Genomic DNA, 18,090 nt, shown 5'->3' on the forward strand with positions numbered 1-18,090 from the left:
TGGGGGACACGACGTGGGTTTGTTGCCGTCAACGTACGTGGTGGGGCTGCACGAGATCGACGAGACGCGGGTCGCGCTCGTCGGCGGCAAGGGCGCGCACCTGGGGGCGCTGGCGCGGATCGACGGCGTCGGTGTACCGGCGGGTTTCTGCGTGACGACGGACGCCTTCGCCCGGGTCATGGCCGCGGCGCCGGAGCTCGACGACCGGCTGGAGCGGCTGGTCCGGCTGGACCCGGACGATCGGGCGGCGGTCCGGACGCTCAGCGCGCAGCTGCGCCGGGCCGTCGAGGGCACCGCCATTCCGGCGGAGCTCACGGCGGAGATCACCGCCGCCCTCGCCGAGCTGGACGAGCGGGCGGGGCCGGATGGCCAGGCGGGACCGGGCGGCCAGGGTGGATACGCCGTCCGGTCCAGCGCGACGGCCGAGGACCTGCCGAGCGCCTCGTTCGCGGGCCAGCAGGACACGTACCTGAACGTGCTGGGCCCGGACGCGGTGCTGGCACACGTCCGCCGGTGCTGGGCGTCGCTGTTCACCGAGCGGGCCGTGACCTACCGCCAGCGCGCCGGCATCGACCACCGGACGGTCCGGATGGCCGTGGTCGTGCAGCGGATGGTCGTCCCGGACGCGGCCGGCATCCTGTTCACGGCCGACCCCGTCACGGGCAATCGGACGGTCAGCTCCATCGACGCCAGCTTCGGCCTGGGGGAGGCGCTGGTCGCTGGCCTGGTGAACCCGGACGTGTTCACCGTGCGCGACGGCGCGGTGCTGTCCCGGACGATCGGTGACAAGCAGCGGGCCGTTCTCGCGGCGCCCGGCGGCGGCACGCGGGAACAGGCGATCGAACCGGCGCGGCAGCGGCAACCCGCGCTGACCGACGCGCAGGCCGTCCGGCTCGCGGAGCTGGGCCGGCGGATCGAGGCGCACTTCGGTCGTCCCCAGGACATCGAATGGTGCCGGGTCGGCGACGACTTCCGGATCGTCCAGAGCCGGCCGATCACCACGCTGTTCCCGGTGCCGGCGGCCGGCGACGGGAGGAACCACGTCTACCTGTCGGTCGGCCACCAGCAGATGATGACCGACGCCATGAAGCCGCTGGGGCTGTCGATGTGGCGGCTCACCGCCATGGCGCCGTTCCACGAGGCCGGCGGGCGGCTGTTCGTCGACGCCACCCCGCGGCTGACCTCGCCGGCGGCCCGGGCCGGGCTGCTGGAGCTGATGGGCCGGGCCGATCCGCTGATGCGGGACGCCCTGGAGACCGTCCTCGACCGCGACGGCTTCGTCCCGCTGGTGCCGGACACCGGCCCCGCCGGGCCGCCGGCGGGCCACACGGCGGGGTCGATCGAGACCGAGCCGGCCATCGTGGCCGGGCTGATCGAGCGCAACCAGGCGTCCCTCGCGGCGTTGCGGCGCGAGGTCGGGACGGTGTCCGGGCCGGCGCTGTTCGACTTCCTGCTGACGGCCTTCGAGGAGCACAAGCGGGTGCTCACCGATCGGGAGAGCATGCAGGCGATCATGGCCGGCATGGAGGCCACCTGGTGGCTCAACGACAGGCTGGGGGAGTGGCTGGGCGAGCCGAACGCGGCCGACACCCTCACGCTGTCCGCTCCCGGCAACGTCACCTCGGAGATGGGGCTGGCGCTCCTGGACGTCGCCGACGCGATCCGCCCGTACCCGGAGGTGGTGGCGTTCCTGCGCGGCGTCCCCGAGGGGAGCGCCGAGCCGTTCCTGGACGAGCTGCCGAAGCTCCCGGGTGGGGCCGAGGCCCGGGACGCCATCGAGGCCTACCTCGACCGGTACGGCATGCGCTGCGTCGGGGAGATCGACATCACCCGGCCGCGCTGGCGGGAGCGGCCCGGCACCCTCGTACCGGTGCTCCTCGACCACGTCCGGAATTTCGAACCCGGCGCCGCCCGGCGGCGCTTCGAGCAGGGCCGGCAGGTGGCGGAGGCCAAGGCGCGGGAGGTGCTGGCCCGCCTGCGGGCCCTGCCGGACGGCGAGCGGAAGGCCGAGGAGACCGGGCGGATGATCGAGCGGGTCCGGACCTTCATCGGCTACCGGGAGTACCCGAAGTACGGCATCATCAGCCGCTACTTCGTCTACAAGCAGGCGTTGCTGGCCGAGGCCGAGCGCCTGGTGCGGGCGGGCGTGCTGGCCGACCCGGAGGACGTCTTCTTCCTCACCTTCGCCGAGTTCCACGACGTCTCCCGGACGCACCGGGTGGACGACGGGCTCATCCGGCGGCGCAGGGAGGAGTTCCGGACCTGGCAGGCGCTCACGCCGCCCCGGGTGCTCACCTCCGACGGCGAGGCGCTGACCGGCGCGTACCGGCGGGCGGACGTGCCGCCCGGCGCCCTGGTCGGACTGCCGGTCTCGACCGGGACCGTGGAGGGGCGGGCCCGGGTCGTCCTGGACCTGGCCCGGGCCGACCTCGAGCCCGGCGACATCCTCGTCACGGCCTACACCGACCCGAGCTGGACGCCGCTGTTCGTGGCCGTCGCCGGCCTGGTGACGGAGGTGGGCGGTCAGATGACCCACGGCGCGGTGATCGCCCGGGAGTACGGCCTGCCGGCCGTGGTGGGCGTGCCGGACGCCACCCGGCTGATCCGGGACGGCCAGCGGATCCGGGTGCACGGCGGCGGCGGGTACGTCGAGCTGCTGTCCTGATCCGGCTCGGGCAGCCGGGCCCTGGTGCTGGCGTCCGGGGCGGCGCCCTCTCGGCGTTGTCAGGCCGCCGGGCGGGGGCGCAGCAGCGCCGGGTGCAGGTTCGTGGTGGCGCCGCGGGTGTACAGCTCGGCCCAGCCGCGCCCGGTGGCGCGTTCCTCGCCGGTGGGCACCACGAGGCCCGGGGTGGACAGCACCTTGCGGCGGAAGTTGGCCGGGTGCAGCTCGACGCCCCAGACGGCCTCGTAGACGCGGCGCAGCTCGGCGATGGTGAACGGCTCCTCGAGGAAGGTGGTGGCCAGGCTGGTGTACTCGAGCTTGGCGCGGGCCCGCTCGACTCCGTCGGCGAGGATCCGGTCGTGGTCGAAGGCGAGCGCCGGGTGCTCGCCGTCGCGCAGATCGGCCACCGGCCAGTACCGGGCGTCGGCGGCGTCGGTGCTGGCGACCGGGCGGGGCAGGTTGGCCGCCAGCGCGAGGTAGGCCACGGAGACGACGCGCATCCGGGGGTCTCGGTCGGGGGCGCCGTAGCTGGCGAGCTGTTCGAGGTGGGCGTGGCCGTCGAGGCCGGTCTCCTCGGCCAGCTCGCGGCGGGCGGCGGCGTCGAGGTCCTCCCGGGCGCCCACGAAGCCGCCCGGGAGGGCCCACCGGCCGCGGTACGGGTGGGCGCCGCGGCGGATGAGCAGCGCGCAGAGCTGGCCGTCCCGGACGGTCAGCACCGCCAGGTCGACGGTGACGGCGACCGGCGGGAAGGCGCGCGGGTCGTAGTCGGCCAGGAAGGACTGTTCGTCGGCGTCGGCGCTCATCCCACCATCCTACTCAAACTGAGTTGTGTCGAGACTCAGATTGAGTCATGATGTCGGCATGTCATGGATCGAGATCGCCGGATTCGCCACCGGTGGCCTGTCGGTGTGGCTGTACGTCCGGCAGAACGTCTGGGCGTGGCCGGTCGGCATCGCCAACTGCGCGTGCTGGCTGACCCTGTTCTGGACCTCCCGGCTCTACCTGGACGCCGGTCTGCAACTGATCTACCTGGCGCTGGGCGTGGCGGGCTGGTACTGGTGGCTGCGTGGCGGAGACCGGCGCGGCAGGCTGCCGGTGACCCGCGCCGGCCGGCGGGAGACGCTGGTGCTGACCGGGATCGGCCTGGTCGGGACCCTCGGACTGTGGTGGGCGATGGCGGCGGTCTCCGACGCCGCGCCGCTGCCGGACGCGGCCACCACGACGGTGTCGCTGATCGCGCAGTACATGTTGACCCGCAAGCTGCTGGGCAACTGGTGGTGCTGGGTCGCCGTCGACGTGGCGTACACCATCATGTACGCCACCCAGCACCTCTACCTGACCGCGGCGCTGCAGCCGCTGTTCATCGTCATGTGCCTGGTCGGCCTGCGCGACTGGCGTGCCGAGCTGCGCCGGCCCGCCGAGTCGGCCGCGACCGCCCTGGCGGTGGCCCGGTGAGCGCGCGTGGCGATGGCCCGGCCAGCGTCGCTGCCGGTGCCGCGGTGCGCGCGCCGGCCGGTGACCCGACGCGCGCGCCGGCCGGTGACCCGACGCGCGCGCCGGTAGCGGTCGTCGTGGGCAAGTTCCTGCCCCCGCATCGGGGCCACTCGTACCTGATCGAGACCGCCTGCGCCGGCGCCGACCGGGTCACGGTGATCGTGTGCGCCCGTCCCGACGACCCGATGCCGGCGGATGTCCGCGCCGGCGTGCTGCGGGACCTGCACCCCGGGGCCACCGTGCTGGTCACCCCGGACGACATCCCCGACGACCAGGGGGAGGCGACGTCGCGGGCGTGGGCGCAGCGCACCATCGGGCTGCTCGGTGGGCGCGGCCCGGACCTGGTGTTCAGCTCCGAGGAGTACGGGCCCCGGTACGCGGCCTTCATGGGTGCCCGGCACGTCAGCGTCGACCCGGGCCGGACCCGCTTCCCGATCTCCGGTACGGCCGTCCGCGCCGATCCGTGGGCCACCGCCCGGTTCCTCGCCCCCGCGGTGCGGGCCTGGTTCGTGCGCCGGGTCTGCGTGCTGGGCGCGGAGTCCACCGGCACCACCACGCTGGCGCGGGACCTGGCCGAACACTACGGCTGCGACTGGGTGCCCGAGTACGGGCGGACGTATTGCGAGCGGCGGCTGGCGCAGGCGCCGACGATCGACTGGGACACCGACGACTTCGTCCACATCGCCTGCCGCCAGCAGGCCGACGAGGACGCCGCCGCCCGCCGGGGCGGACGGCTGCTGATCTGCGACACCGACGCCCTGGCCACGTCCATCTGGCACGAACGCTATCTGGGCGCCGCCTCGCCGCGGGTGGCCGGGCTCGCCGCGGCCCGCTCGTACGCGCTGTACATCCTCACCGCCGACGACATCCCGTTCGTGCAGGACGGCACCCGCGACGGCGAGCACCTGCGCGGCTGGATGACCGACCGGTTCCGGCAGGCGCTCGGGGCCCGCACCGAACCGTGGATCGAGGTACGCGGGTCCCGCCGCGAGCGCCTGGCGGCCGCCCGTACCGCCATCGACACCCTGCTGACCATCCCGATGGGAGCCCGCTGATGCCCGACCGGCCTACCTCCGACCGGCCTACCTCCGATCGTCTGGCGCCCGAGCGGCCGACCCCCGAGCAGCGCCTGGACCGGCTGCGGGCGGCCGAGGCCGCCGGCGAGCCGCTGGACCTCATGCCGTTCTGGGGACACAAGCCGACCCGCACGGGCGTGATCGGCGCCGGTTGCCTGAGCCAGTGGTGGCCGGTGACATTCACTGTGGACGGTGTGTCGTATCCGAGCGCCGAGCACTGGATGATGGCGCAGAAGGCGAGGCTGTTCGGCGACCCCGACGGCCTGGCCGCCGTGCTGCGCGCGGCGAGCCCCGGTGCGGCGAAGGCGGCCGGTCGCAAGGTCCGCGGTTTCGACGAGGAGCGGTGGACGGCGGCCCGGTACGACATCGTGGTGGCCGGAACCCTCGCCAAGTTCGGCCAGCACCCGGAGCTGGCCGGGTTCCTGACCGCCACCGGCCGCAAGGTCCTGGTGGAGGCCAGCCCGTACGACCGGATCTGGGGCATCGGCATGGCCGCCACGAACCCGGACGCGGCCCGCCCGTCGCGCTGGCGGGGGCTCAACCTGCTCGGCTTCGCCCTCATGGAGGTCCGGGAGCGACTGTGAGCCCGGTCAGCGGATGTAGTCCTCCAGCAGCGCCGGGGTGAGCCCGCTGGCGCGAATGGCGGTCAGCGCGGCGGTCACGTCCTGGACGAAGGTCGACCGGAAGTGCATCAGGATGATGTCGCCGGGCTGGATCCGGTGATCGGGGGTCTGGTAGAAGACCTTGCCCTCTCGGACGGTTTCCGACCAGTGGAACGCGGCCTCCAGGCCGCAGTCGTGCACGGCGGCGAGGGTGTTGTGGTCGTAGTTGCCGTACGGCGGGCGGAAGAACCTGGGCGGGGCGCCGAACGTGGCCCGCAGGCTGTCGCGCGCGCCGCAGATCTCGCGACGCTGGATCGGATAGGGCAGCCCGCGCAGGCTCCGGTGGGTGAGCGTGTGGTCCTCGATCACGCCGCCGGCGGCCACGAGCTGCCGGAAAAACTCGGGGTTCCCGGCGGCGACCGGGGCGATGAGGAACATCGTGAACGGGACGTGGACCGTGCGCATCAGCGCCGGCGCGCCGGGTAGCTGGACCTGGCCGTCGTCCATGGTCAGGAAGGCAACCGGTTGGTGCACCGGCAGGCGGTGGTAGATCGGCGCGGCCGCTCCGCCGCGGATGGCCACCGGCTGCGGCGCCGGGGTCGTCGGGAAGCCCGGTGACGTCGGCCCGACCCCGGGACTCGGCACGGCCGCCCGGCCCTGCGCCGGGGAGCCTCCGGGCGGGGCCAGCGCCTCGCCCGGCTGCCGCGTCGGCTGGCCGGAGGGTGAGGCGGACCCAGAGTGTCGGGTGTCCTGGTGGCCGCAGCCGGCCGTTCCGCTCACCAGGACGATCACCATGACGGCCGCGGTGATCAGGGCACGGTGCACGGGCAGGTGACGTCGCACGCCGGTGAGCCTATAAGCGAGCGATTTTCGCTTGGGTAGTGCCTGGGGCGGCCCCGACGCGCTGCGGCTACGAACGTCCGGAGTCGGTCCTGCGGACCAGCATGTAGCCGTACGGGGGGTACGACTCCTCCGGCGGCGTACTGCCCTGGAAGATCAGGGCGAAGCCGGCGGCGGCGAAGCGTTCCTGCATCTCCCGCGCGGAGAGCCAGTACCGGTCGAAGTCGATGCCGAACCTTTCGACGCGGCTGCCGGGAGCGTTGCGGTGCACGGTGCCGTCGCCGTGCTTGAAGGCGGTCACCAGGTAACCGCCCGGCCGGACCACCCGGGCGAGTTCGGCGAAGGCCGGAACCCTGGCGTCCGGCGCCAGATAGATCAGCGAGAACCAGCACACCACCCCGGCCAGGGAGGCGTCCTCGAACGGCAGCGCGCGCAGGTCGGCGACCTCGTAGGCGAAGCCGGGGTTCTCCCGTCGCGCCACCTCCACCATCCGGGGAGACAGATCCACGCCCCGCGGCGACAGGCCCCGGCCCGCGAGATAGGGGAGCAGGCGTCCGGTGCCGCAGCCCACGTCAGCGACCTCGGCGCCGACGGCCAGGGTCAGCTCGGCGAACAGGTCGAGCATGGCCCGCTCGACGGGCATGCTGTCGAGCGCCCCCGACAGGTTCTCCGCGTACCACTCCGAAAGCACATCGTGCGCGTTCCGCAGCTCTTCGGTCCTGGCGTCCATCCCCGTTGGCCTTTCCGTCGGAAGCGTTGCGGCCGCGAATCTACCGCCGGCCGCCCCGACATCTGGCATCCGGGAGCAGTGCCGTCAGGCGGACTCGCAGATGCAGAGTTGGAGCGGTGAGTCCGCGGCGAGGGGTCGACCGGACCAGTCGCCGGAGCGCTCGACGAGACGAAGGCCGCCGGCCGAGAGCAGCAGCGGCAACTCCTGCGGGAAGATGCTCCTGATTTCGAGTGGCGCGACGACGAAGTCGGGCTCGGCGTCGGTCGAGAGGTGCCACGTGCCGCGGGTGACCTGTGCTGGCGCATCATAGATCTCACTGACCTCGACGCTGACGGTGCCACGGTCGGGATCCACGAACGACAACGACTCCCGGGTGCGCCGGACGCCATCGGCGGCGGCAAGCAGGCGCACGCTCGGGTTGAACACATCGAAGACGAATCGAGCCCCAGGCGCGAGGTGCCGTCGAACCGCCCGGAAGCAGCTCACCAGATCCTCTGTCTCGTGCAGATGCAGCAGGGAATTGGCTGCGATGAACACGAAGTCGAAGGTGCGACCCAGCTCGAAGCCCCGCATGTCGCCCCGTAGCCATTCGACCACAATGCCGCGCTCGTTCGCCTTCCGCTGAGCCTGCGCCAGCATGTCCGCCGAGAAGTCCAGGCCGACGCACGGGTGCCCGTCGGACGCGATCGGGACGAGCTTGTGTCCGGTGCCGCACCCGAGCTCCAACACGCGCCCGCCGTACCGGTCGGCGGCGGCCCGGTAGAAGCCGACGGCAGGGCCGCCGCCCGGGAACATCAGGTCGTACAGCCTCGCGTGCGAATAGAACGACTCACTCATGTGGCACCTCTGGAGGCTCGCCGGTCAGCCCAGCGACGCGCTCGCGGCGCGCAGTTCGTCCAGGGCCGCCAGGGCGTACGGTGCGAGCTCGTCATTGGCGTCGTGGTCGCCCTCGGACCAGTCCGCGTAGCCGCGCTTGAACGCCAACACTCCCAGCTCGCCCGCGAGGGCCGCGGTTGGGTCGGGTACGCCGCGGGCGACCAGGGCGGCCGTCATCGCGGCCGCGAGGCTGACGCTCTTGAGCGCGTCCCGCTCCTGCAGTTCGGCGCTGGCGGCGATGGCGGCCTTCAGTCGCGGCCCGAGCTGCCGGTTCATCGGGCCCATGGCGGCCGACGCGCGTTCGAGGCCGGCGGCCACCGCCGCGAGCGGGCTGGCGTCCGCCGGCGCCTCGGCGATCCCCTCGGCCAGCAGCCGGCTCAGCATCTCCTGGCCGGCCACCAGCAGCTCGCGCTTGTCCGGGAAGTGTCGGAAGAAGGTGCTCTTGGTGACCCCGGCCCGCTCGGCGATCTGGGCGACCGTCGTGGCGTCGTACCCCTGTTCGGTGAACAGGTCGACGGCGGCCACGACGAGGCGCTCGCGTGCCCCCGGCTCCCATCGACCCATGGTCCCAGCATAGGCGACGGGACCTTTGTCCCATCACTCTGGTAGGGTGATGGGACAAGAGTCCCATCACCTGCGGGAGATGTCCATGCACGTCTTCATCACCGGCGGCACCGGCCTGATCGGCTCCGCCGTCGTCGCCGAACTCCTCAGCAACGGCCACACCGTCCTCGCGCTCACCCGATCCGACGCATCCGCCGCGGCCGCCGAGAAGGCCGGCGCCGAGACCATCCGGGGCGGCCTGGCCGACCTCGACGTCCTGCGCGCCGGGGCCGCCCGCGCCGATGGGGTGATCCACTTGGCGTTCGACCACGACTTCAGCACGGCCGAGGCCGTCGCGAAGGCGGTCGCCACCGAGGGCGCCGCCCTCGCCGCCCTGAGCGAGGAACTCATCGGCAGCGACCGGCCCTTCGTCACGGTCTCCGGCACGCCCGCCGTACCGGGCCGGGCCTCGACCGAGAACGACCCGCCGATCGTCGACGGGCCGGTCGGCGGTCGCGGCCGCGCGGTCGCGGCCGTGCTGGACCTGGCCGCACAGGGCGTACGCAGCGCCGCCATCCGGCTGCCGCGCACCGTGCACAACGAGGGCCGGGGCGGGTTCGCCGGCCTGCTGACCGACATCGCCCGGCAGACCGGGGTGTCCGGCTACCCGGGTGACGGCACCCAGCGCTGGCCCGCCGTGCACGCGCTCGACGCGGCGGTCCTGTTCCGGCTGGCCCTGGAGCGGGCGGCGGCCGGCACCTCCTGGCACGCGGTGGCCGACGAGGGAGACCGGGTACGCGACATCGCCGCGGTGATCGGCCGGCGGCTGGGCCTGCCGGTCCGGGAGGTGTCGGCGGAGACCTACGGCCCGCTCGGCGGCATCTTCGCGGCCGACCAGCCCTCGTCCAGCGCCCACACCCGGGAGGCGCTGGGGTGGGCGCCGAAGCACCCGAGCCTGCTGGCGGACCTGGAGAACATCCAACCCTGACCGGAGCCCGGGGACCGGCCAGGACGAGGTCACTCCGGTCCCTAGGCTGGTCGAATGCGGATCGATCTGGTGACCCTGATCGTCGACGAGTACGACCCCGCGATCGCAATCTTCACCGGCGGTCCTGAGCCCCGCCGCGCCGCCGATCGGGAGATTCGACGCCGATCAGCCGCCGTTCAGGCGTCGGGACAGGAACTCCCGCTCACCGTCGTTGCCGGTCAGCTCCAACGCCTGCCCGTAGGCCAGGGCGGCCTCGGCGGTCCGGCCCAGCCGCCGGAGCAGGTCCGCCTTGACCGCGGGCAGGTACCGGTAGCCGGCGAGCCGTCCATGGTGCTCCAACCGCTCGATCTCGCGCAGGGCGTGCTCGGGACCGGCGACCTGTGCCAGCGCCACGGTGCGGTTGAGCCGCACGACCGGAGAGGGCCACACCGCCAGCAGCTCGTCGTAGAGCGTGAGGATCTGCGGCCAGTCGGTCTGCTCGAAGGTCGGTGCCTGGGCGTACAGGGCGGCGATCGCGGCCTGCAGCGCGTACCGTCCCGGCCGGCCGCCCCGCAGGGCGGCCACGATCAGCTCGTGCGCCTCGGCGATGGCGGCCCGGTCCCACCGGGAGCGATCCTGTTGGTCCAGCCGCAGCAGCCGGCCCCGGTCGTCCACCCGAGTGCCGCGCCGGGCGTCGGTGACCAGCAGCAGCGCGAGCAGCCCGCACACCTCCCGCTCGTCCGGCGCCAGCGCGCGCAGCATCCGCGCCAGGTGCAGGGCCTGACCGGTCAGCTCGGCCCGGACCAGCGCCGCGCCGGACGGGGCGGTGTGCCCGGTGGTGAACAGCAGGTGGATCACCCCGAGGACCGCCCCGAGCCGGGCCGGCAGCTCGGCCGCCGCCGGAACACGGAACGGGATCCGGGCGGCGGAGATCTTCTTCTTCGCCCGGGTCAACCGGGCCGCCATCGTCGGCTCGGAGACCAGGAACGCCTGGGCGACCTCCGCGGTGGTCAGCCCGCACACCAGCCGCAGCGTGAGCGCCGGCTGAACCTCCGGCGCCAGCGCCGGATGGCAGCACATGAAGATCAGCCGTAGGCGCTCGTCCGGCAGGTCCGCCGGCGCCCGCAGGGCGGGTTCCGCCGGTACGGCGGGAGCCGGTTCGTCGCTCTCGTCGCCCGGACGTACCAGCAGGGCGAGCTTGCTCCGGTAGACCCGGTCCCGCCGGATCGCGTCGATGGCACGGCGCCGGGCCGTGGTGGTGAGCCAGGCGACCGGCTCGGCCGGGACGCCGGCCGCGGGCCACGCCGTCAGGGCGTCCGCGTACGCCTCCTGGACACACTCCTCGGCCAGGTCAAGATCCCGGGCGACGCGCACCGTCGCGGCGAGCACCAGGCCCCAGCCGCGACGGTGCGCGTCGGCCACCGCCCGGGCGGCGGACGCCGGTTCCCGGCCGGTCATCCACCCGCCGTCGGGCGGACGAAACTGCCCTCGACCGGCCGGACCTCGACGCCGCCGCCCTGCGCGACGGCCGGGTTCGCGCCGGCGATCCGCAGCGCGGCGTCCAGGTCGGGCGCCTCGATCACGTAGAAGCCCGCGACGACCTCCTTGGCGTCCACGAACGGCCCGTCGGTCACCGCGTCGGCGCGGATCGACGTCGCGGTCGCGTCCGGCTCCAGCGCGAACGCCGCCACCAGGCCACCGGACCGTTCCAGCTCCGCGGCATGCCGGTCGTGCGCCTGCAGGACCTCCGGTCCGGCCTGCGCGTCGTCGGCCGCCGGGTAGATCAGAACCGCGTACTGCGGCATGTCGTCCTCCCTCACAAGATCCACGATTGTCCTCCACCGGGATGTCGAACGGGCCGGGCGGATTCGACAGCGCCGCGGGAAAGAATTTTCGGCCCGTGCTGTTACCTCGCCGCCGCGCCGCGGGTCATCCCGGTGGACACGATCAACCGCCGGTCCAGGGCCGGCACGGAGAGCCGCGGAGGCAACCATGCAGGCACGGATGTCCAGCGTCGGGCTGCTCGTACCGGAGGCGGTGAAGGCGCTGATCGCGTTCAACGCGGCCGGCCGGACCGACGCGGTCCCCGAGCAGACCGCCCAGCTGATCCGGCTGCGGGCGAGCCAGATCAACGGCTGCAGCGTGTGCACCGGGATGCACGCGCTGCAGCTGAGGCAGGCGGGTGCGAGCGACGAGCGCGTCGCCGCGGTCGCCGCCTGGCGGCACGCGCGCTGCTTCACCGACCCCGAGCGGGCCGCGTTGGCGCTGACCGAGGCCGCCACGCGGCTCGCCGACGCCACCGACCCGGTCCCCGACGAGGTCTGGGACGCCGCGGCCGCCCACTACGACGAGCGCGGTCTCGCCGGTCTGCTCATCGAGATCGCCACGATCAACGCCTTCAACCGGCTCAGCGTCCCCATCCATCAGCCGGCGGGCGTGGACTCCTGACCGCGGCCGGGGAGCGCCGGACGTCACGTCGACGACGCGAGGCGCGTCAATCTGGCAGGGACCCGAACACGAGGACGAGAATCGTTTGAACGACAGCGAGTGGCTGGCCGATCGCTTCGAGGAGCACCGGCCACGCCTGCGGGCGGTGGCGTACCGGATGCTCGGGTCGCTGACCGAGGCCGACGACGCGGTGCAGGACACCTGGTTGCGGCTGAGCCGCTCGGGCGCTGACGACGTGCGGAACCTGGGCGGGTGGCTCACCACGGTGCTCGCCCGGGTCTGCCTGAACATGCTCCGCTCGCGCGCGCACCGGCGCGAGGAGTCCCTGCCGGACCACCTGCCCGACCCGGTGGTCAGCCCGGTCGGGCACCCGCAGCCGGAGGAGCAGGCGCTGCTGGCCGACTCGGTCGGCCTCGCCCTCCTGGTCGTGCTCGACACCCTGAGCCCCGACGAACGGCTGGTGTTCGTCCTGCACGACCTGTTCGACCTGCCCTTCGACCGCATCGCCGGCATCGTCGGACGGTCGCCGAACGCCGCGAAGCAGCTGGCCAGCCGGGCTCGGCACCGGGTCGCCGGCGCGCGGGCGCCGGCCCCGGATCTGGTACGACAACGGCGGCTGGTCGACGCGTTCTTCGCCGCGGCCCGGCGGGGTGACTTCGACGCGCTGGTCGCGGTGCTGCACCCGGACGCGCTGCTGCGTACCGACGCGGGCGCCCCCGAGGCCTCGATGATGCTGCGCGGCGCGGCCGCGGTCGCCCGGCAGGCGACCAGCGGGCTGCGGCAGTGGCTCGCGGCGCCCGCCGCCGAGCTGCGCCCGGTGCTGGTCAACGGCGCGGCCGGGATGCTGGTCGTCGTGCACGGGCGGCCGGTGACCGTCATGGGCTTCACCGTGGTGGCGGACACGATCACCCGCATCGACGCGATCGCCGATCCGGCCCGCCTCCGGCGACTCCTCGCCGGCGCCGATCCCGGACCGGGATGACTCGCGAGGTAAGGGGTTGCGGCGGCGCCGCGGTCCGGGTCATAGTCGATACATGATCTCCTACCGGAAGGGCGGCGACGCCCCGGCGCGATGAGCGCCGCCGCGCGGCGCAGTGTCGCCGCGACGCCTCCGCATCCCGTACGCAGTGGCCCAGCCGAGCTGTGGCAGCAGGCACTCCGGATCCGCCAGGAATGGCTCGACCACGCCCTGTGCACCGAACCGGCCGACAGGCCCACCGCCGAAGAATCCCTCAGCGCCATCTACGCCCGGGCGGGACGGCCGCGTCCCCGGTTCGAGTGGGTGGACTCGCCGGCCAAGGTCCGCCCGCTGATCGCCGGCTGGCCCACCCTCGACCAGCTCTACGCGTGGATCCGCGATCCCGCCCCGGCCGGCCCGCCACCGTTGGCCAGCGACCTGGCCATGCTGGGGTCCCAGCTGCGTGCCGCGCTGAGTGACGGCACCACGTACCCCGATCCGGAACTCTCGCCGATGCGCCGCGGGAAGAAGCGGGAGCCGTGGCCGGAGCTGGAGCCGCTGCACGCGCTGGAGGTCGGCGTACCGCTGGCCGTCGTGCTGCACCAGGGCGTACGCGCCACGCTGCACCGCAGCCTCGCGCACGGGTACTACCTGCCGGTGCGGGCGGCGCTGGCCGGCGACGGGCCCGTGGCGGTCTGCTGGTACGGGCAGCAGGACGCCTTCTGGATCGGCTACTACGACACGCTACGCCGGCTGGGCCTCGCCCGGTACGGGCCGGACGAGGCCGCGCACCTGGACGAGTGGGCCACCCTGGCCCGATCCTGCGGCTGGTGGTGGCCGGGGGAGCAGGTCTGCGTGGTGGTGGACCGGCCGGACCTGATTAGCACGGAGCCGGTGGCCGGCACGGTGCACGACCAGGTCCGGCTGCGGCCGCACGGCGTGCGCTACCGGGACGGTTGGCAGCCGCCGCTGCCGCGCTGATCTCCACCGGCGCACGCCGCTTGACCGGACGGCCGAGTGGGAATCAGCGACGCATGACCACCCACACGCTCATCGGCATCTTCCTCACCGTCGGGCTGATGATCGCGGCGTACCTCGTCCATAACGTGTATCCGCGGCACCTGCGGAGCAGGCGCGGCGGGAAGTGACCGGCCGGGCCCCGGCGAACTGTTCGTCGGAGGCCGGCCGGCAGGGTCCGGGCACGCGGCCGCCGGTCAGCGTGTCGAGTTGGGACGGACCCGCCGAGGCGACCCCGGCGATCCTGATCCACGGCACGCTGAGCTGGGCAGCCCGGGCCTTCGAGCGGCAGCGGCCGCTGGCCCGGGCGCGGCGCGTCCTGCTGCCCGACCGGCGGGGTTTCGGCGCCAGCCCGGATCTCCGGGACGCCGACGTGACCAGCGACTACGTCGTCGACGCCGAGGACGTGCTCGGGTTGCTGGCCGGCGGCGCCCACCTGGTCGGGCACTCGTACGGCGCAACGGTGGCGACGGTGGCCGCCGCCGCCCGGCCCGACCAGGTCCGGTCGCTGACGCTGATCGAGCCGTGCGCCCATGGGCTGGCGTCGGACGATCCGGTGGTGGCCGGCGCGGTCCAGGACGCCCGCCGGTTCATGTCCGAGGCCCGCCGGCGGCCGGCGGAGGACTATCTCGACCAGGTGTACGGGGACCGGCCGCGGCCCGAGCCGGCGAGCTGGCTGCTCCGGGCCGCGCACACGGCCCTGCACGAACGACCGTGCTGGCTGGCGGAGTTGACGACCGCGCCACTGGCCGCGGCCCGGAGGGTGCGCAGGTGCGCAGGCCGCAGCCGTGGCCGCGATGCCACACGGCGGCCAGACTCCGCAGCAGGATGGGGGATCTGTGTCAGTCTTGGCCGGGGCTTGCTACGGGTAGTCCTGCTTCTTTGGCGCATTCGAGTAGCCGTCGGTCGTAAGTGACGAAGGCGGTGAGTGCCGTGCCGGACTCGTTGGTCAGCACTTGGGCGGTCGCCAGATGGATGGCATCGAGGCTGCGGAGCGTCGGCTCGGCGAAGGCGGCTGCGGTCGCACGGATCGTACTGTCGATCTCCAGTCGGAACAGTCGTCCAACGGCAGCTGGCACTCCGATCAACGCTTGCGGGGCTGATCGACGCAGCGCTCCGGGCACTTCCACCTCGACGAGGGCGGAGGAGACCAGCGGCACATCGTCGTGCTTGTTGAGCCAGGAGACAAGTTCGACGCTGCATACCTCCTGCCGAACCAGCTTGACGACGGCAGCTGAATCGAGATAAATCACCAGCGCTCCTCGTCGCGCATCGCAGCGAGCGAAGCGGCCACGTCCACACTTTCGTCACCGAGCTTCGGTGGAAGTGGCACAGAGCCGCCGCCGGTCGGGGAGACGGCCCGCCCTGCCGCTACCAACTTGGCCAACACCGACCTGTCGTCGCCCACCGGAACAAGTCGGGCAATCGGGTGCCCGCGATCGGTGATCTCGACAGTCTCGCCGCCGCTGACCCGAGCCAACACCTGGCTCGTGTTCTGGTTCAGCTCCCGGACACCGATGCGTTCCATGGACACTACTGTAGAACTAAATGTTCTACAGTTCTAGCTCCTGGCGTCGTCCGAGCTGCCTGATCGCCGAGGAGGGGTCGGCGAGGTTCCGGATCATGGCGACTTGCTGGCGGTGAACCCGGTTCCGGTTCCGCGTGGTCATCAGCGTTGTCGTCTGTGGGCCGGCGCTCGGGCTCGGGGATCAGCGCGACCACCCGGCCGGGATCGGCGGCCGCCGTGGCGTAGAGGTTCGGGCCGTCGGCGTAGAGCGGGTCGACCAGCACGAGCCGCCCGTCCGAGGCGCCCATGATGTTGCTGGGGTTGGTGTCCAGGGGTCCGCACCAGGGCAGCTCGCGTCGGGCCCGCTGGTGGATGCGGCGTACCACGTCGACGAGGTCGGTCACGTCCGCGGTCGGCGCGGACGTGGCCCGGTGGAAGGCGGCGGCACGGTCCTCGGGTACGAGCCGCAGCCATTCCAGGAGCTGAAGGTCGCCGCCACCGGCCAGCCGGCGGTGGGCGTACAGGATCGGGACCTGGCGGGTGCGCGCGGCCTCCCGGTACAGGGCGGCGGTGTACGGGCCGGTCGGGTCGAACAGACTGATCCGGGCGACCGTCGTGTCGTCGGGGGAGCGGAGCGCGATCGCCCAGTCGCCGGCTCCGCATCGCCGCCAGCCCGCGCGGCTGGTCCGGGTGCCCGGCGCCGCCCATGAGACGCACCGCGAACAAGCCGCGTACCTCAACGCGCTGCTGGACGAGCTGTGGTCCCGCCGAATCTGATAATCAGATACAATGGCGTCGTGCGAACAATCTCGGCTACGGAAGCTTCCCGTAGGTTCTCAGATCTTCTCGACGCCATCGAGCGCGGTGAGAGCGTCACCATCACGCGCGGGAATCGCCCGATCGCCGAGATCCATCCAGCACGCCGTCGCACCGGCCGAGACCTACGGACGGCGTTGGCCGACGTACCCGTACCCGACGACCACTTCGAGGCCGATCTTGCTGAAGCTCTGCGCTACGTGACGAACGAACGGACGGATCCGTGGGCCGACGCCTGATCCTCGACACCAACGTGTTGATCGCCTACGAACGCGGAAGTCTCGATCGCGCCTCGCTCGACGAGGACGAACTGGCGATCGCCGCCGTTACCGTCGCCGAGTACCGGGTCGGCATCGAACTCGCGGACACGGTCACGCGGGCAGCGGACCGTGCCCGAGCCTTGGCCGCGATCGTCTCTGCTGTCGACGTCCTCGACTACACCGACGCCACGGCTGCGCACCACGCCCGACTCATCGCGCACGTTCGACGCGCCGGAACGCCGCGTGGCGCGCATGACCTGATGATCGCTGCCCACGCCGCTGAGACCGGGCGAATCATCCTGAGCCGGGACGCGAAGGCGCGCTTCGGTGATCTGCCCAACGTGCTGGCAGAGCAGCCGAACTCATAACTCCCAGACTTGTCGGCGTCCGGTGCCTGTCAGCCGCGACCGCTGATCCGGACGGCCGTCGTACCGTGGAGGTTGCGTAGCTGCCATGGTCAGGCCAGCGGCGGCCGGTGGTCGCTACCTGCCGTGCGGGTCGGCCGCGTTGAGGGTGGCGACGACCTGGTCGTAGTCGCCGCGGGCCTCGGCGTGGCGGAGGAACTTCACCCGCTCCACCTGGATCTCCCGGGCGTCGGGCTGCGACGCGAGCAGTTCGACGACCTCGGTCACGAACTCGTCCAGCGGCACGGCGATCTCGCTGTTCTCCTGGCCGGGCAGCAGCGCCGTACGCACGGCCGGCGGCACCAGTTCCACCATCCGTACGCCCGTGTCGGCCAGTTGCAGCCGGAGCGACTCGGTGAGCATGTGGATCGCGGCCTTCGAGGCGTTGTAGCTCGGGGTTGCCCGTAGCGGCGCGAAGGCCAGGCCCGAGGAGACGGTCATGATGGTGGCGTCCGGGCGGGACCGCAGGTGCTCGATGAACGCGGCGATCAGCCGGATCGGGCCGAGCACGTTGGTGGTGATCACCGACTCGGCCGAGGCGAGGAACGACTCGGGCCGGTGCCAGTCCTCGACGCGCATGATGCCGGCCATCGCGATCAGCACGTTGAGGTCCGGGTGCCGGGCCAGCACCTCCTTGGCGGCCTCGGCGATGCTCGCCGGGTCGGCCGTGTCGATGCGTACGGTGTCGATGTCGGGGTGCTCCGCCGCGATCCGCTCGAGCTGGTCGGTCCGCCGACCGCCCACGATGATCGTGTTGCCCCTGGCCCGCAGCGCGCGGGCCAGAGCGAGGCCGATGCCGCCGGTGGAGCCGGGAATGAAGACCGTGTTTCCGGAGATGTCCATGCGCCCAGCCTGGCCGATCATCGCCGTCGCCAGGAAGAGATCGGTTG

The 18,090-nt window shown here is 72.8% G+C and carries 22 protein-coding genes; 11 read left to right on the forward strand and 11 right to left on the reverse strand.

Translation table 11 applies throughout. From position 1 onward, the window contains the following. Positions 1 to 13 precede the first annotated feature (13 nt). Positions 14 to 2,665: a rifamycin-inactivating phosphotransferase gene (gene rph / locus ACFFHU_RS12715; RefSeq protein ID WP_377338428.1), complete on the forward strand. Its 2,652-nt coding sequence runs from the start codon at positions 14 to 16 to the stop codon at positions 2,663 to 2,665. 59 nt (positions 2,666 to 2,724) lie between these two features. On the opposite strand, the gene ACFFHU_RS12720 is transcribed toward rph, so the two are convergent. Beyond that, the gene (locus ACFFHU_RS12720) at positions 2,725 to 3,465 is read right to left on the reverse strand and encodes an NUDIX hydrolase (protein ID WP_377338430.1); all 741 of its coding nucleotides are present in this window, start codon (positions 3,463 to 3,465) and stop codon (positions 2,725 to 2,727) included. Positions 3,466 to 3,523: 58 nt separating this feature from the next. Between ACFFHU_RS12720 and pnuC the strand changes: the two genes are divergently transcribed. From pnuC to ybiA, 3 genes are read left to right on the forward strand one after another with little or no spacing between them, the layout of a single operon-like run. Continuing rightward, the gene (pnuC, locus tag ACFFHU_RS12725) at positions 3,524 to 4,117 is read left to right on the forward strand and encodes a nicotinamide riboside transporter PnuC (protein WP_377338432.1); all 594 of its coding nucleotides are present in this window, start codon (positions 3,524 to 3,526) and stop codon (positions 4,115 to 4,117) included. Further along, the gene (locus tag ACFFHU_RS12730; protein WP_377338434.1) at positions 4,114 to 5,211 is read left to right on the forward strand and encodes an AAA family ATPase; all 1,098 of its coding nucleotides are present in this window, start codon (positions 4,114 to 4,116) and stop codon (positions 5,209 to 5,211) included. Before pnuC ends, ACFFHU_RS12730 begins: the two co-directional genes overlap by 4 nt. Continuing rightward, complete coding sequence (ybiA, locus tag ACFFHU_RS12735) at positions 5,211 to 5,816, forward strand: riboflavin biosynthesis intermediates N-glycosidase (protein WP_377338436.1); 606 nt, start codon at positions 5,211 to 5,213, stop codon at positions 5,814 to 5,816. The genes ACFFHU_RS12730 and ybiA overlap by 1 nt, the downstream gene beginning before the upstream one ends. A 6-nt stretch (positions 5,817 to 5,822) precedes the next feature. Here the strand turns inward: ybiA and ACFFHU_RS12740 are convergent, their stop codons facing one another. The 4 genes from ACFFHU_RS12740 to ACFFHU_RS12755 all read right to left on the reverse strand — a co-directional run bounded on the left by ACFFHU_RS12740 (position 5,823) and on the right by ACFFHU_RS12755 (position 8,844). Further along, the gene (locus tag ACFFHU_RS12740; RefSeq protein WP_377338438.1) at positions 5,823 to 6,677 is read right to left on the reverse strand and encodes a polysaccharide deacetylase family protein; all 855 of its coding nucleotides are present in this window, start codon (positions 6,675 to 6,677) and stop codon (positions 5,823 to 5,825) included. 67 nt (positions 6,678 to 6,744) lie between these two features. Continuing rightward, positions 6,745 to 7,404, reverse strand: coding sequence for a class I SAM-dependent DNA methyltransferase (locus ACFFHU_RS12745; protein ID WP_377338440.1), 660 nt, complete (start codon positions 7,402 to 7,404; stop codon positions 6,745 to 6,747). A gap of 84 nt (positions 7,405 to 7,488) precedes the next feature. Beyond that, positions 7,489 to 8,241, reverse strand: coding sequence for a class I SAM-dependent methyltransferase (locus ACFFHU_RS12750; RefSeq protein WP_377338442.1), 753 nt, complete (start codon positions 8,239 to 8,241; stop codon positions 7,489 to 7,491). Positions 8,242 to 8,265: 24 nt separating this feature from the next. Next, positions 8,266 to 8,844 carry a TetR/AcrR family transcriptional regulator gene (locus ACFFHU_RS12755; RefSeq protein WP_377338444.1) on the reverse strand — a complete coding sequence of 193 codons (579 nt, stop codon included), beginning with the start codon at positions 8,842 to 8,844 and terminating at the stop codon, positions 8,266 to 8,268. Positions 8,845 to 8,893: 49 nt separating this feature from the next. Between ACFFHU_RS12755 and ACFFHU_RS12760 the strand changes: the two genes are divergently transcribed. After that, positions 8,894 to 9,811 (forward strand): SDR family oxidoreductase, encoded by a 918-nt coding sequence (locus ACFFHU_RS12760; protein WP_377338446.1) that lies wholly within the window; start codon positions 8,894 to 8,896, stop codon positions 9,809 to 9,811. 165 nt (positions 9,812 to 9,976) lie between these two features. Here ACFFHU_RS12760 and ACFFHU_RS12765 read toward each other — a convergent pair whose 3' ends face one another. Then, positions 9,977 to 11,179, reverse strand: a complete 1,203-nt coding sequence (locus ACFFHU_RS12765; protein WP_377338540.1) for an RNA polymerase sigma factor — start codon at positions 11,177 to 11,179, stop codon at positions 9,977 to 9,979. A gap of 65 nt (positions 11,180 to 11,244) precedes the next feature. Then, positions 11,245 to 11,619 (reverse strand): YciI family protein, encoded by a 375-nt coding sequence (locus tag ACFFHU_RS12770; RefSeq protein WP_377338448.1) that lies wholly within the window; start codon positions 11,617 to 11,619, stop codon positions 11,245 to 11,247. A gap of 163 nt (positions 11,620 to 11,782) precedes the next feature. On the opposite strand from ACFFHU_RS12770, the gene ACFFHU_RS12775 reads away from it, so the two are divergent. From ACFFHU_RS12775 to ACFFHU_RS12790, 4 genes are all read left to right on the forward strand, one after another. After that, positions 11,783 to 12,238 carry a carboxymuconolactone decarboxylase family protein gene (locus ACFFHU_RS12775; RefSeq protein WP_377338450.1) on the forward strand — a complete coding sequence of 152 codons (456 nt, stop codon included), beginning with the start codon at positions 11,783 to 11,785 and terminating at the stop codon, positions 12,236 to 12,238. Positions 12,239 to 12,323: 85 nt separating this feature from the next. Next, positions 12,324 to 13,220: a sigma-70 family RNA polymerase sigma factor gene (locus tag ACFFHU_RS12780; RefSeq protein WP_377338452.1), complete on the forward strand. Its 897-nt coding sequence runs from the start codon at positions 12,324 to 12,326 to the stop codon at positions 13,218 to 13,220. A gap of 90 nt (positions 13,221 to 13,310) precedes the next feature. Further along, complete coding sequence (locus tag ACFFHU_RS12785) at positions 13,311 to 14,177, forward strand: DUF6745 domain-containing protein (RefSeq protein WP_377338454.1); 867 nt, start codon at positions 13,311 to 13,313, stop codon at positions 14,175 to 14,177. A gap of 238 nt (positions 14,178 to 14,415) precedes the next feature. Then, the gene (locus ACFFHU_RS12790) at positions 14,416 to 15,129 is read left to right on the forward strand and encodes an alpha/beta fold hydrolase (protein ID WP_377338456.1); all 714 of its coding nucleotides are present in this window, start codon (positions 14,416 to 14,418) and stop codon (positions 15,127 to 15,129) included. Here ACFFHU_RS12790 and ACFFHU_RS12795 read toward each other — a convergent pair. From ACFFHU_RS12795 to ACFFHU_RS12805, 3 genes are read right to left on the reverse strand one after another with little or no spacing between them, the layout of a single operon-like run. Then, the gene (locus ACFFHU_RS12795) at positions 15,056 to 15,466 is read right to left on the reverse strand and encodes a type II toxin-antitoxin system VapC family toxin (protein ID WP_377338458.1); all 411 of its coding nucleotides are present in this window, start codon (positions 15,464 to 15,466) and stop codon (positions 15,056 to 15,058) included. The genes ACFFHU_RS12790 and ACFFHU_RS12795 overlap by 74 nt on opposite strands. Further along, positions 15,463 to 15,741: a type II toxin-antitoxin system Phd/YefM family antitoxin gene (locus ACFFHU_RS12800; RefSeq protein WP_377338460.1), complete on the reverse strand. Its 279-nt coding sequence runs from the start codon at positions 15,739 to 15,741 to the stop codon at positions 15,463 to 15,465. Before ACFFHU_RS12800 ends, ACFFHU_RS12795 begins: the two co-directional genes overlap by 4 nt. A 5-nt stretch (positions 15,742 to 15,746) precedes the next feature. Beyond that, positions 15,747 to 16,460: a hypothetical protein gene (locus ACFFHU_RS12805; RefSeq protein ID WP_377338462.1), complete on the reverse strand. Its 714-nt coding sequence runs from the start codon at positions 16,458 to 16,460 to the stop codon at positions 15,747 to 15,749. A 57-nt stretch (positions 16,461 to 16,517) separates the two neighbouring features. On the opposite strand from ACFFHU_RS12805, the gene ACFFHU_RS12810 reads away from it, so the two are divergent. Next, positions 16,518 to 16,775, forward strand: a complete 258-nt coding sequence (locus tag ACFFHU_RS12810; RefSeq protein ID WP_377338464.1) for a type II toxin-antitoxin system Phd/YefM family antitoxin — start codon at positions 16,518 to 16,520, stop codon at positions 16,773 to 16,775. Next, positions 16,760 to 17,164, forward strand: a complete 405-nt coding sequence (locus ACFFHU_RS12815; protein ID WP_377338466.1) for a type II toxin-antitoxin system VapC family toxin — start codon at positions 16,760 to 16,762, stop codon at positions 17,162 to 17,164. The genes ACFFHU_RS12810 and ACFFHU_RS12815 overlap by 16 nt, the downstream gene beginning before the upstream one ends. 114 nt (positions 17,165 to 17,278) lie before the next feature. Here the strand turns inward: ACFFHU_RS12815 and ACFFHU_RS12820 are convergent, their stop codons facing one another. Beyond that, entirely contained in the window at positions 17,279 to 18,043 is a 765-nt protein-coding gene (locus ACFFHU_RS12820; protein WP_377338468.1) for an SDR family oxidoreductase, read from the reverse strand. Positions 18,044 to 18,090 lie beyond the last annotated feature (47 nt).

It is taken from the genome of Plantactinospora siamensis (assembly GCF_042434095.1).
In the GTDB taxonomy this organism is placed as follows: domain Bacteria; phylum Actinomycetota; class Actinomycetes; order Mycobacteriales; family Micromonosporaceae; genus KBS50.